We start from the raw sequence: 13570 nt of genomic DNA, 5'->3' as shown, positions 1-13570 counted from the left end.
TCACGTTTCTGGGCTACCACCACACCCGTGCTGGCTTGCCCGGGACGCAGGTGCTGGTCGAACAGAAAGCACTCACAGGGGCCACGGGCAGACGGCCACCCGCACAGTGACGCCCCGGTTGGCGTTGTCGTTATTGCTCGAAGCAATACAAATGGCCCAAATACGAGCAGGGTGCCGCCTGGGGGACACACCCGAGATCGACATTGTCACATAATGTCCATGCCGTTGCGAAAACGGCTCCGCCCCAAGGAACACCCCATGCTGCTTGATCAAAGACATTGCTACTGCTCCATGCCCCCCCAAGTCCGGCGCAGAAATTGCCGGTGTCTTTCTCCGGTTCCCCTGATGGCTTCGTTCCCGTCCATGCACGGGAAAATATATCAATGCTCCCGCCTGTCTCTGACGTCGTGATGTACACAGAGTTTCCTATGAGATCAAGCCAATCATCCGCCACAACTCTATCGTTAACGGTGACATACGGGACCGCACTCTTAACGAATCGTGAGTCTGGCGACGCCACGGGAGTCGAAAGCCAGGCTTTATAGGTACCAGATAAACTGGCTGCCGCTGCGAGAGCGTTACACTTTTGATCGGCACCGGTGAGACCGCCGAGATTACCGCTATAGCGTTCGCTCGTCACGAATACCGTTTTCCTGGGGCCCGGACATCCAGAGCCATCAAGATTTGGCCCTTGCAGAGGACAGTCGTCATCAGGATCCAGCACGCCGTCATTGTCATCATCGGTATCAATATGGTTCGGAATCCCGTCTCCATCGGTATCGATGCCAACAAAGGTGAATAAAGGCTGTAGGTAGTAAAACCTCCCCGATGCAATAATAGCGTCTACAATTTCTCGCGGTCCATCTGGGAGCGCTGCTAACAAACCATTCTCGACGGTGCATATCGGGTTTGGAGAATTCGGACAAAGGTAATCGTCACCCCCCTGCCACTTTGAAAACACATATCCTTCTCTAGGCACCGCAGTGAAGGTTTCAGCAAAACTCATGTCGTTGACTTCATATTCACAGAGGCTGGCCCCTGCGCAGTCGTTGGTTCCCGAGAGAGACGTCACATCACCCCCTGAACTCACCATTAATGAGATCTTGCAACCTGTTGCCAGAATAGCCAGGAAAACTATTAGCAGAGCTTTGTGGGCGCGTTGGCACATGTTGACTCCTTCTCCGTGGACCTGCGGTGCGAAGGGTGCGCTCCACAGGATTATTTTCAAAGAGCAGAGCGTAAGTATAGTACAGCCCAGCCAGGTCAGGGCCGAATTGCCTCATTTCTCCGCGTGTCTATGCAAATTTATGCAAATGCCGCCAGCAAGATCAAACATGCGCAGCGCACTGGGACGATGATATGAGCAACATTCTTACATCAAGTGGGTACTGCCATGCGCTTTCGGAAGTGGGCAAGGAATTGGGGATTAGCAGGGAGCGTGTTAGGCAGATCGAGCAGACGGCCCTGGCGAAGGTGCGGGCGGCGCTAGAGGCTAAAGGCCTGACGGCCACCACGCTGGATTCTGCTGGCACCGAGGTCCGCGGCTTCTATGATGTCTGCTGTCGGTTGTTTGTATTAGATTAGTAGCAAACGTAGCCTGTATCCTGCTTAAACTTGAATAGCTTTATGCGTTTAGGTTACTACGGTATGGTTTGGTTCTTCAGGTCTGAGATTTCAGTGAGTCGGAAAGATGAAATCAAAAATTACTATGGCCGCGCTGGTGTGTTCGGCACTATTAATGCCGATCGACGCAATGGCGATACAGATTTTCGTCAAGACCCTAACGGGCAAAACCATCACCCTTGAGGTGGAGGGTTCAGATTCCATCGAAAGCGTCAAATCCAAGATTCAGGACAAGGAGGGCATTGCGCTCGACCAGCAAATTTTAGTCTTTACGGGTAAAGTGCTTGAAGATGCACGCACGCTTGCAGATTACAACATCCAGAAAGAGGCGACGCTTCGCTTGAGCCTGATATCGGGCCCGGTAGCGCCTGTTCCCGCATTACCTCTGTTAGCACTACTGACTTTGATCATGTCCTTCCCGATCGCGCTGTTGGTTCATCGTAGGCTGCTGCCGAAGTCGGAACGCAGTTAACCGTCTCTGGGTATAGCCTTATTTAGGGAATGTGACGGATTACGCTGTTTATGGAAAACGCTGGCAGGGCCAATTATCGTTTAAGACGGTGAAGACACGACACTAATGGGTGTTTTATGGCCATTGGGTTCATTAATAACAATAACCTCGATGAGAGAAGAGGGCATTGGATAATGCTAAAGGTGGCACTGGAGGCTAAAAGGACTTGGCCCGAGCGTACTCGATGAGCTACCTGAAGGGCCGGGGCTATTCGATATTAAGTCGGCGCGGTCTTAGCTGTCTAAATCTTGACGCATTTGCCGATTTGTAGCAAAGGGGTGTCGGTGTAAACGCTGCCGTCATAGGTATCCGTCACATACCCATGAGTCTTAGTTGCGAGGAAATGGCCATTACGGGGGTTAACTTTGAATGTTTTCCCGGTGTTGCATAACCATCGTGGCTTTCAGAAGGGTAACGGTAAGGCGAAACGCCAAGTATGCCGAGAATTCATCGAACTATGTCGATTCATGGCGTTGTTCACACAGGCCATCGTCGCTGAGCGACTCTGGTAGCACCCAACTGCGCCGGTCTTACGACCATAGTTGCAGGGGCTGGTTTTCATACAGCCTCACCTCATAACGGTCATTAGACAGGGGCAGAATTTGCCGAATTGGAGGGTCGTTCTGCGCCAGAAGCGTTCACTGTGTCAGTGGATTTACCTAAGGTAGAAGCCGGAATCAAACATGTATTTGTGCTTTTGGTAAATTAGCTCTTTTACTTCTTCTGTCAGGTGCTCTTCGATACTTGAGGTGTACTCTGTCCGATTGGCGGTTGGAAATGGCAGCTCTTGGCCCTGTAAAGTAAATGGCGCCACTGCACGCGGAAACATGGTGGACAGATCCTCAAATCGAACTAACTGCACGATATCCGGAATCTGGTTATTAACTAAAAAGAACTTCTCTTGCGGGTGATCTCTTCTGTGATAGTTCGACTTGGCAATAAAGGTTTTGAAGTCCAAAGTTGCCAATTTTGCGAAAAAAGGGTGGCTTCTGTTCTTGTCCAGGATCTTAGGCTTTTGCATATGCCTGAAATATGAATACTCTAGCGAATAGGGGTGGCGTATTACCAAGACTACTCGCTCAAAATCAATCAGCCGCTTCCCATTGAATCTGTGGATGAAATCCATTGCCTCAATCAAAGTGCAGTGCCTGCCTATCCCTTCCATAGGGATGGCATGTCGCAACTTTGGCGCTCTAAGTTGGTCTCTTGCTGCCTTGTGGCAATTGTAAACAGGGCGGTCAAGATTCTCGAGCAAATAACGAGAACAGCTCATCCCTCCTGTTTTCCCAATATGAACAAAAATGAACTTATCGTTAAATATCAATGGGTCACTTCACCGGATATGCTTCAATCACATAGGCCATTTTTGACTTCCGCATTGAGTCATCTGCGGCCCCTTATCTCATTGTAAACCAAACGGCAGAAAGTAGGCGAATCCGGGAGTTCCCGCTGCAGGCCTCGCTATGACCGCTATTGAGTAGGAAAGCAAACACTCAGAATCCTATTTTGAGCCGGTTTCTGTGCGTAGATAACCACTGATCCCTGTGGGGTCGCCTTTCTTTGTTGCGCCCGTGACGCACCTCCCGATACCTGTGGTGTTTGCGAGCTAATCCAAAACACTGAGGTATTGAATTATGGCCGTTGTGCGCCTTTCCGATATTATCGAACCGTCCAAGTTCACGGGCTGCATTCTGCAAACAACCATATCCCGCGCCGCGTTTTACCAGTCCGGCGTGATCGTTCCGAATGGGAGGTGAAAGCGGACGTTCCAGCCTCCAGGCCTTTTATGGGCTATTAATATCCGCTTTCGCCGAACAGCGGACATAAGAAAGCCGCCTCTACAGCGGGCCATGCAATACCAAAGAGTGCTATATGGACTACTTGCGTTTGATGGATACCTGTAAACGGCGGCTAGCCACTAGCAACACGCCGAGGATGGTCAGAACAAGACCAGTAATGGGCATTGTTGGTACCGCCTGAGGAGGCTGGCCACACGTCAGTGTCCACGTAGCCTGACCGTCATCAAGGTCCATATCTACGTCAAAGTTACCATCACTGGGGAATACATAAGTAACTGAGCCAGGGAAGCTATCTGAATCTACGACATTCCCATCTACACGCAGCTCTATACTGGTCGGTGGGCCATTTTCAGTGGGTGAACTAACTGTTGCCAAAATAGTATCGCCAGCAAAATATGCTCGCGAGGCGCCGAGTATCCCACCTGTCGGATTGCGAGCAGGTAGATCGACGCCATTGAGTATATCGCAGCCCTCAGAGGTTTCTGGCTGGGCGTTTCCTTGAACGCTAAATCCTACGATAGAAATCATAAGTGATAAAAGAACAAGAATTTTAGGCATTTTTTTCATATCCAGCTAATCGTCCGTTTCCGGTCCGGCAGCTTACGGGAATACATTCTTTTGGTCTACGTTAGTAGCATTTATAAACCTAAGCCCAATTCGGGAGACCAAACTCGCGATGGCCGCTTTCAGGTGAAAGAGGACGGAAGCCTGTCTATCCTTCTGTTAACGCCACGGACAAGGATTGCTGATGACGTCAATCTATCGCACCGCCGATAAAGTCACTCTCGAACTTTCCCTCCATGAACTACACTTGGCCTGACTGACGCCCAAAATTACGGCGCGCGTTGGAGCGTCCGGTCGAGGGCGCTCGTTAGTACACTTAATATGCATTTTCTGAAGCATATATTGTGTTGAAAAATAGTGCCCCGCGTTTGATAAAGATATTCACTTCTGCCCCGGGGTTGCAGTCTCTGAGACTGGAAATAACGTAGGTGCCATTTTCAGATTTAATTGTGGCATGGGATAGTTTCGCTACGGCGCTTCCTCCCAGAACCTCGCACTTTTGGACATCACCCGTCATCACCTCTAAAACTTCTCCACTTTTCGTGAAAGAAAGGACTGCAAACAGACAGAGTAGCGCTAAGGCTCCTAAAATTATCAAACGCATATTGCTAACATTACTCGTATATTTCTGATCTTTTGAATATGTGTATAACAGCTGAGTACAGAGACCGGCCTATGTAACACCGATTCCCAGCATATCGCTTTCATTTTGCGATAATTTCTATTCATATTAGCTTCTTATTTTGCTTGGCCCACTCGAATCCTCGCTACTTCTTTGAGAAAACAACGTGACTCGTAATTAGAGTGCTGCCGAATTGCGTGTAAATTACCTCCATCGTATTTTTATCTATCATCCGGCCAACGACCTGGCCATCGGAATCAACCGCTTTGAACGATGCTCCGTCATTCCAAAAAGCTCCTATCCACTGCTCTGTAATACTGCTCGAAGTCATAGTCCCCCAGAAGAGGCGACCCTCCTGATGCGTCAGGTTTATGACAAAGTGGGCGCTACTCTGTCTTGTTATTCCCTCACTCGGATTATCTTTATAGTACAAGGCGTTGCCGAAAATCAAAGCCTCAGAGGTTCCCTCCCACGTTCCAACCATATTTGGAAATTCGTCCGCCGACACTTTACTCATAGAACCCAAGCTTATCAGCGCACTCAAAAATATTACTAGTTTCATTTTGTCGATCTCCTGTAGTGTTGGCAACGCTGGAACTACCTTAAATGATTTACGCGAGATGAACTAGAAGCGTCTGGGGCAAACCCATCTGGCGTGGCATGGAAATGCGGATCAACTACGCCACCATCTTGCTCAGTTGTTCGCAAGTATGGCTTGGTGGTATTGGTACTATCGGTGCTATGCCAGAAAGCAGTCACCAGAGCAGCAAGAGCGGTATGCGTCTGCGGAAAATGAAGCGAAGGCCGTAAAATTGTGGCTTTGAGCTGATCCGAGTCCGATCAATCCTTATGACTGGCGGAACGGAAAAAGGTGATTCGAGGATGTCCGCTTTCGCCTAAAAGCGAACATCGAGCTAGACTTTAGCGAGGGTCTGCGATTTCACAGGAGCGGCCACGGGGTCCATTACAGATTGATAGTTTCGTTCTTTTTACCTAATGTTAGCGCGACGCCCCATTCGACAAGAGATCGATTTGCAAAGACATTCCCCAGAGCACGAAATCACAGACAAGGAAATGCACTCATCTGCGTCCTTCCGCCAGTTTAGGTTCACGGGAACATCCTACGTTCTGTCAAAAAAACGTCTGCAGGGTGCTGTATGAAATGGTTTTGGCGGACATTGCAAGCCTTGCTCGCACTCTTTGTACTGCTCTTACTGGTAGCCACCGGGGGGTTCTTCTATAGCGTTCACTATATCAAAACGCTGCCTGTCGAAGATCCTGAAACGCCACTCACGTCTTGGATAAACTCTACAGAACCTGTTTCTCCGGTTGCAGCACCTTGGGAAATCGCGGCGCGTCAACATCAATATGCGCCGCTGGATATCGCACAATTTATTCGCCCTCCCCTACGCTTTGGACCATGGACACGCTGGTGGTGGCCAGGCAATCTGGTGACCACTGACGAATTGCAACGCGAGATGCGTCTATTCGCAGGAGTCGGAATCGCGGGCGTTGAAATTCAGCCCTTCGCTATTTCGGTTTCAGAGACGGACCGCGACTCTGTGCGCTGGCAACAGGCTGGATGGGACTCACCTGAGTTTTATGAACACCTAGCGTCAGTCATGATGGAGGCGCGCGAGCTCGGTATGGGCGTGGATCTGAACAACGGCTCCGGCTGGCCCACGGGCGGCCCACAGGTGGCACTAGAGGACGGACTCAGACAACTGTTACATAGCGAGCGAATAGTGCATGGGCCCTCCCGGGTCGAGTTTGAATTGTCCGCTCCCGCTATGCCGGCAGCAACCTTTGGCGCGGGTGCGCTCGGGATGCTGGGCGACATACCAATGCAGACGTTTGTTCCTGATGCGCGCAAATTGGTCGCGGTAGTTGCAGGCCGCGTCACCAATAATGAGCGCAGTTGGCAGCCTTGGGATTTTCTCGATCAGGTCACGTTAGCGCCAGAATCACTACGCGTGATCACTGACGCCGTCAGCGATAATCGGCTAGTGTGGGATGTGCCTCCCGGTGAATGGGCAATAACCACATTGTGGCAATTACCCGGGGGGGAACTCATCGCCGGCGGCTATGCGCATCCAAAGCCGGGTTATGTGGTCGACCATCTCGACGCTCGTCGAATGCGTGCAAATCAGGACTATCTGTTCCGGGAAGCCACCGGACTAAGTCCGTATTTTGGCAACCCGCTGCGCGCGTTTTTCAATGATAGCCTCGAATTCCGTCAGGAACGCCATTGGGCTCGAGGACAGTTAGATGAATTCGAGAACCGTGCTGGCTATGACCCGCGCCCCTGGTTAGCCGCACTATTGGAGCCGGGTAAGGATCAGATGTTATTCCATGCCGTCAATATTCGCACTGCACCAGAGTATGCTCTTGGCGATCAGGGCACTCGCTTTCTCGAGGATTGGGACAAGGTCATCTCCGACCTTTTCCGCGAACGCTATTTTCAGACACTCAAAGACTGGGGTGCGCAGCGTGGCCTCGCCCATCGTCTACAAGCTTATGGCGGCCCCAGTGACATTATACGCGCCGCTGGCGAATCTGATATTCCAGAAACCGAGCAACTGTATGCCGGTGGTTCAGAAATGTTTATGAAAGCAGTGTCATCGGGCGCACATATCGCTAAAAAACCATTGGTCTCGGCCGAGTCATTTATTTTTTTAGGCCGTGCGTTTATGACCACGCCAGTCAAAATAAAGGCACTAGCAGATAAAGCATTTTCCGCTGGCGTTAACCAGTTAATCTATCACGGCACGGCCTATCGCATAGAGGGGTCCGCTGCCCGCGGCTACCCAGTAGTGGATGGCTGGTACCCCTGGCAGCTAGGACTACTGTCCACGGACTACAGTGAAAACTGGTCATACTGGGAACACGCAGAACAGATTAATCGCTACATCGCCCGATGCCAGTATTTGCTGCGCAAGGGGGAACCCGATACCGACGTGTTAGTACTTTATCCCGGTCTCGGTTTTCCACAGGGCTACAGTAACCCTGCGGAACCCTTCGACCAGGGCCGCTTCGAAGGCGAGGAAGCACTGACAACAGACACCGCGGACCCTGCGCCGGGACGTGGCACCAAACGCATGCGATCTATATGGCGTGAAACTCGCAGCCTGGAGCAACAGGGCCTGAGCTGGGAGTGGGTAAACGAACACGCGCTCAGCACCGCTACTTTTGACAACGGCGAAATCCACGCAGGCGGTTTGCGCGCGGGGAACCTTATGCTACACGATATCGATGCTGTATCGCCGAGCGTTGCTGAGCACATCGCAACACTGAAAAAAGCGGGCCTGCCGGTGCGCATTAGCGGTATAGCACCGCATCGCCAACACGGTCTTCTCAATAGCGATGAAGGAGACGCGCGCGTCCAGCATGTTTTCAATGACCTTCCCGCCAATATCAGTTTCATTTCTGAGCGCACACTGTTTCAACACCCTCAAATAAAGTCAGTGCGTCGTCGCTTGACCGACGGTGGACTCATCCAATTCTTTAGCAACCCAACCGCGCAAGCCACAACGCTCACGCTGCAGCTAGGCCCTCAATACAGTCAGGCCGTGTGGCTGGATGCGTGGGAGGCAAAGGTCACTCCGATAAAAACAGACAATAACGGAGAAGTCTCGATTGAAATACCTGCCTACGGCTCTATCTTCCTCTGGATGGACACCACACAATCGATCGATTTTGAGCCACACAGTTTTGAAGCAGTGCAGACGATCCCGCTTGAGAACTGGTCTCTGCAGGTAGCAGGAGCAGACATTCAGACTGCGGGTGCACTGCCGGGTGATTGGCTACTCATTCCTGAACTGCGCAACAGCGGAGGCCCCGGCATCTACTCTACAACCTTCACCGCGCCAGCGGATATCGAAGCACGACGAGAACAAGGCCATGACTTCGAGCTCAAGCTAAATCAGCTTTTTGGAGCGGCGACGGTATCTCTGAACGGCACGCAAGTGGGGGCCGCCTTGGTGCCCCCGTACTCGGTCAATCTCACTGCAGCGTTGAAGGCCGGACACAATCGGCTTGAGGTGAAGCTCACACCGCCACGAAAAAATCGCCTGGTGTCCGCAATTGAAAATAGCGAACCCGGCTGGAACGCTCCGGACATCGTTGGCACCAGCGCGAGAGTATCGGCAGGATTAGTTGGACCAGCGCAGATTATAGAGAGCGCACCGACAGCTCACTGATACAGAAATACAGAAATACAGAAATACAGAATATGCTTAAGCGTATTTTCATTTTGACCCCGCTTGGTCGAAACTCAGACTTGCAAAGACGCATAAAATACCTCTAGGGCAAGAATAGTGATAACCAATGCATGGATGATTTTTAAAAACGATAGTCAGACACCACCTCGAGCGAAAAAACAGGAATCTGGGGTACGCTAGATGCGCAAGTAAAATTTGCTGACACTGTTATTTTAGCGTTTGGTCAAGAAAACCTTCTGATTCCCGCCGCACCGATGCCAAGCATCAGCAGGATCAAAATAATCAATCCCTGAACCCCGACGGCAGGAATCCGTGATGCCGGTGGCGCCAGTGCACTGAGACTAATACTGTCTGCGCTCACTCTAAATGAACAATTTGCGCCGCAATCCAAATCGGTGATTACGGTGGAGAAGGTGTTAATGTCTGAAATGAACATAGTACCAGCAGGGATACTTGATCCCTCCAAACCCCACGTTACCGTGTATCCGGCGAACGTATGACCTTCCATCTCGGGCTGTGTCCACTGTAACAAGACTGTGTCGCGGCTAATTGACCGAGTGGTTACCGCAGGTTCTTTTATTCCGCCGTAAGTGGTAGCACATAACGCGCTATTCTCGTCGGATGGATTGAGGGTAAAGCTAGCCGCAAGAGGGGGTTTGAGGTCGCCATCGTCCAGGCGGTCTGTGCTACCAGTGGCAGCTACGAGCCAACTGTTGCTACCACCTTCTTTCTGCTCAATGGTAATTCCAGGACCACCATCGTCACTGGAATTGTAGGTGAATTTAGTTAAATCCTGAGTCACTCTCCATGAGCCCTGTTGCGGTTGATCTGGCGTGTTCCCGGGCACATCAAAGTCTACGACAGTGTGGCCTTCAGCGTCCTCAACCAGTAAACGAAAACCATTCTGGTCAGGCCGAATCGCGCTACCTGCGGGCAATACCATACCCGCCTGAAATATCAGTTGGCCGCTGCGCCCCCTGGCAACAGAGTCGCTTAACTTGAGCACTGGGTCTTGAGCCGGCACGCCGCTATCGGGTTGACACGGCCTATTTTTGAACAATGCGGTCGGAAGTGTAAGCTTCGATCTCGCGCTCCAGCTAGCGTCCGGACAGGGTGAGCCGGTACACCTCAGGTTTGCTTTGCAGAGGTATTCAGGATTGAGTGCATCAACCTGTGGCTCAGCTGCACAGGACATAAAGATAGGACTTAAGGCTTTGGGAGAGTGTGTGACGATTTCGATGTCGCCACTTAAATCATCCTTCACCATAACAACCCGACTCTGCCCAGTCTGTCCGTGCCAGACGAGGTTTTTCGTGGCATCTGCAGCGCCAACTCGGGCACCTCTCGCAAACGCTTTTATCGCCACATTCGCATGGGATACGACGTCGGCATCTGTACGCCGGAACTCAGGCAAACCACCCGCTCTGTTGCGCACCCGAAGCACGGTCGCAGGCATGGAAATGACGTCACTGCGCGTAGAGACTCCGTCGAGGGAAGATAGGTCACACTGGTATTCATAGTTCCTTTTGATTATCTCGGGATTGCCGTCATGCCCAATTAGTTGACAGGCGACCCGTTCGGTCTCGGATGGCTCAGAACCAGAGACCAGCACACCGCGAAACTCCTGGCCATCGCCATCTGAAGTGATAAGCCAGCGACCCGCGGTGTCGGTCCGGTTACTGAATCTGCGCAATGTGGTTTCGCTCGACAAGCTTTCCGATTCGAAATCAGAACTTCGACCGTCCAACTGACGCAGCCCCACCTCGCTTGATCCCTGCGCCGACGCTTGATTAACTGTTACGGTAGTCTCGTTAGACAACTCTTGTGCCCCCGTCGCTAATCCGTTCACATTGTTGACCACTGAGATCATCGCGGCATTCGAAGTATCCGGATCTGCCGCCAGACTTATAAGAAAATCTTCGTTGCAAATCAGGTTGTATTGCGAAGCCGGGTCAGTATTCGCATCGAACTGCTGTGGAATGACACCGGCAGGCGCGGAAGGGTTGGCCGGGGGGCAAGTGCCTGACGTTATCCAACCGTCCGAATTGTTGACAATATTTTGTGAATCTCCTTCTGCGTAAAGTGACAGAGTAAAATCTACACCCGTGTCACGGTAGCCAAAGTTAACAGAAAAATTCCATGGACCAATCGAGAAGTTGCAATAGCCTTGGGTTTCATCCTTGTGATTGTCCGCATAGTACTGCAGCAGCCCTTTCCGCATGGACGTCATTGAAATATAGGCATCGGCGAATACGTCGTCTGAATTGGCGCAGTTCGTGCACGTATCGGCCCAGCAACTGCTCGTGGTGCTGGTGTCGCACGTGCCGGGAATGGGCACCCATGAGCTATTGTTTTCCTCATTTGCAATGTAGCAGCTCCCCTCAAGTGCATAAGGAACGGATGTATAGCTGAACGCATAGTTCGCCACGCCAACGTACTCGTCATTGGTGCCTGAGGAATCGAGGGTTACTGCCCGTGCAGGAGGCGCAGATATGAATACAGTAATTGCGAGCGCCAACATCGCCTGAGCGACAGAAAATATAAACTTCATCGGCTTGCTCCCGCGAAAGGCATGCTGAGGTTTGGGGGCGGCGCAGCGAAGAGTTGCGCATAAAGTGGCGGTGACACAGAAAGAAAGGGAGATACTGGCGCTGAATCGCTCGCAGACGCCGCAGAGGCAGAACAAACGAGCGAGCCATCACTGTTTGTCCATGTGTTACTTGAGCAGGTCTGGCAGGAATAGGTTGAGCCGCCTCCCCCGGAGGTTTCACACGTTGCGCAAAGCGTTTGGGCCGTTCCATTATAGCTCCAATCGGAGTCACAGCTATCGAGCCAACTGCCAGGCGGCGGCGCTGTATCGCACGTCAAGGTACCGTCCACATTATTCCAGACCTCATTGCTACAACTCGCGCAGCTGTAGTTCACACGATCTGCACTGTCATCGTTGGCACAATCAGCGCACAGTGTTGTGCCGCTAAAACTATCGAGATTGCAAGATGTGCTCCAGCTCCCTGCAGGGGCTCCAGATTCAACTTCAACGCACGCTCCGCAAACGCCTTCTGCTGCTGACAGATAACCGACGTTGAGCGGTGTTGAGCAGTTGTTAGGCGGCACTAGCCGCTGATACGTGGCAGTGGGTGGCGTTACCCAGGGGACCCCCTCTGACCCTTCGGCGGGATCAACGAGACAGTTATTCTGGTTATCGAATGAATCATAGTTCGTCAGTGCCGTTGATCCAGACGTTGCTGACGTACAATCGGATTGAGCATATTCATTGAGATACTCACCTGTCGCATTCCATGCGGCGCAGACATAATCACACATGGGGCTAATACTCATATCGACGAACCCGGGAAGATTCGCATTTACACTGCCTGCAGACAGAATAAAAAATTCATCCTTGTTCTCGGCCGAGGGAGGTTCATCGGGGCCAAGTATGGCAACGTTCGCGGGAGCGGGCGTGTTCTCGTTTCTGGAAATGCAGGCGTTTTCATAGAATGGAATTTCACTGCCTGCCTCTGAGAGCGTGGGATACCATACAAACGTCATCTGATAGCTTGGATCGAGCGCTTTAAACAATTTTGCAATATCTTCCATAACTTTCAATGCTGCGTAGACCTCGGTCATACCATCCGCTGCACCCGCCGCTTCAAGGGCATCTTCGCCTGACTCCGTGGCTGTCTTTTTGAGACTCTTCTTCGCGTTGCTGGTCACTTTCTTTTTTACAGCATGCAATACGTCGCTTGCGGCGGCTTTCACGTCCCACTGAGTGTCGGCGGCAAATTGGATACCGAAGGACGGTAGAATCTCTGCGCCGCTGGCAATCTCATACTCCATTGCCACGTAATAGGCGCTCGCTGGTCCGCCACGCAAGTAAACTCCTGTGCCTGTATTTTGATAGGGCAAAATGGTCAGCGGAAAGCCAGGCCCGACGATTCCATCGCCAAAGTTTCCCTCGTTGAACTGTGTATTTATGGTGAAGGATGTCCAGTTCGAAATAGCTACCGCAATACCCTGCGACTCGGCTGCTACTTGGGAGTCGGACGAATTTGCACGCACCTCTATCGAAAAAAGTAATACAAAAAGAAGTAACACGTGACTGACAATGCGCCCGAGAGGCATATTTTTCTCCGTAATATGTTGAATCGTGTGCACCTGCAAATAGTGGCCTGTAAGGAGATTGCAGGTTTCATGCCACAAGCAAAAACTCGATTTGAATCAGGGACCTGCG

At 51.5% G+C, this 13570-nt stretch carries 9 protein-coding genes; 3 read left to right on the top strand and 6 right to left on the bottom strand.

Translation table 11 applies throughout. From position 1 onward, the window contains the following. Window positions 1-130 precede the first annotated feature (130 nt). Window positions 131-1168, bottom strand: a complete 1038-nt coding sequence (locus tag EYC82_RS01195; protein WP_279247727.1) for a hypothetical protein — start codon at window positions 1166-1168, stop codon at window positions 131-133. A 191-nt stretch (window positions 1169-1359) separates the two neighbouring features. Here EYC82_RS01195 and EYC82_RS01190 point away from each other — a divergent pair, with 191 nt between their 5' ends. Beyond that, entirely contained in the window at window positions 1360-1584 is a 225-nt protein-coding gene (locus tag EYC82_RS01190) for a sigma factor-like helix-turn-helix DNA-binding protein (protein ID WP_279247726.1), read from the top strand. Between the two features lie 106 nt (window positions 1585-1690). Continuing rightward, a complete protein-coding gene (locus tag EYC82_RS01185) occupies window positions 1691-2095 on the top strand; it encodes a ubiquitin-like protein (RefSeq protein ID WP_279247725.1) in 405 nt (134 codons plus the stop codon). A 694-nt stretch (window positions 2096-2789) separates the two neighbouring features. Here EYC82_RS01185 and EYC82_RS01180 read toward each other — a convergent pair. The 3 genes from EYC82_RS01180 to EYC82_RS01170 all read right to left on the bottom strand — a co-directional run bounded on the left by EYC82_RS01180 (window position 2790) and on the right by EYC82_RS01170 (window position 5681). Next, window positions 2790-3458, bottom strand: coding sequence for a hypothetical protein (locus EYC82_RS01180; protein WP_279247724.1), 669 nt, complete (start codon window positions 3456-3458; stop codon window positions 2790-2792). A 553-nt stretch (window positions 3459-4011) separates the two neighbouring features. Then, window positions 4012-4491: a hypothetical protein gene (locus EYC82_RS01175; protein ID WP_279247723.1), complete on the bottom strand. Its 480-nt coding sequence runs from the start codon at window positions 4489-4491 to the stop codon at window positions 4012-4014. A 773-nt stretch (window positions 4492-5264) separates the two neighbouring features. Further along, window positions 5265-5681 (bottom strand): hypothetical protein, encoded by a 417-nt coding sequence (locus tag EYC82_RS01170; RefSeq protein ID WP_279247722.1) that lies wholly within the window; start codon window positions 5679-5681, stop codon window positions 5265-5267. Between the two features lie 595 nt (window positions 5682-6276). On the opposite strand from EYC82_RS01170, the gene EYC82_RS01165 reads away from it, so the two are divergent. Next, window positions 6277-9318 (top strand): glycosyl hydrolase, encoded by a 3042-nt coding sequence (locus EYC82_RS01165; protein ID WP_279247721.1) that lies wholly within the window; start codon window positions 6277-6279, stop codon window positions 9316-9318. Between the two features lie 244 nt (window positions 9319-9562). On the opposite strand, the gene EYC82_RS01160 is transcribed toward EYC82_RS01165, so the two are convergent. Beyond that, the gene (locus EYC82_RS01160; protein ID WP_279247720.1) at window positions 9563-11890 is read right to left on the bottom strand and encodes a fibronectin type III domain-containing protein; all 2328 of its coding nucleotides are present in this window, start codon (window positions 11888-11890) and stop codon (window positions 9563-9565) included. Beyond that, window positions 11887-13461, bottom strand: coding sequence for a hypothetical protein (locus tag EYC82_RS01155; protein WP_279247719.1), 1575 nt, complete (start codon window positions 13459-13461; stop codon window positions 11887-11889). Before EYC82_RS01155 ends, EYC82_RS01160 begins: the two co-directional genes overlap by 4 nt. Window positions 13462-13570 lie beyond the last annotated feature (109 nt).

The sequence above is a fragment of the Candidatus Marimicrobium litorale genome, assembly GCF_026262645.1.
GTDB lineage: Bacteria > Pseudomonadota > Gammaproteobacteria > Pseudomonadales > Halieaceae > Marimicrobium > Marimicrobium litorale.
Note: the sequence above shows the minus strand (reverse complement) of the source record. Positions and strands in the feature narration are given on the sequence as shown.

What these genes read in the sequence shown, in the direction of transcription:
- EYC82_RS01190 (WP_279247726.1), top strand. Translation starts at nt 1,360, where the DNA reads ATGAGCAACATTCTTACATCAAGTGGGTACTGCCATGCGCTTTCGGAA.
- EYC82_RS01165 (WP_279247721.1), top strand. Translation starts at nt 6,277, where the DNA reads ATGAAATGGTTTTGGCGGACATTGCAAGCCTTGCTCGCACTCTTTGTA.
- EYC82_RS01185 (WP_279247725.1), top strand. Translation starts at nt 1,691, where the DNA reads ATGAAATCAAAAATTACTATGGCCGCGCTGGTGTGTTCGGCACTATTA.
- EYC82_RS01170 (WP_279247722.1), bottom strand. Translation starts at nt 5,681, where the DNA reads ATGAAACTAGTAATATTTTTGAGTGCGCTGATAAGCTTGGGTTCTATG.
- EYC82_RS01155 (WP_279247719.1), bottom strand. Translation starts at nt 13,461, where the DNA reads ATGCCTCTCGGGCGCATTGTCAGTCACGTGTTACTTCTTTTTGTATTA.
- EYC82_RS01195 (WP_279247727.1), bottom strand. Translation starts at nt 1,168, where the DNA reads ATGTGCCAACGCGCCCACAAAGCTCTGCTAATAGTTTTCCTGGCTATT.
- EYC82_RS01160 (WP_279247720.1), bottom strand. Translation starts at nt 11,890, where the DNA reads ATGAAGTTTATATTTTCTGTCGCTCAGGCGATGTTGGCGCTCGCAATT.
- EYC82_RS01175 (WP_279247723.1), bottom strand. Translation starts at nt 4,491, where the DNA reads ATGCCTAAAATTCTTGTTCTTTTATCACTTATGATTTCTATCGTAGGA.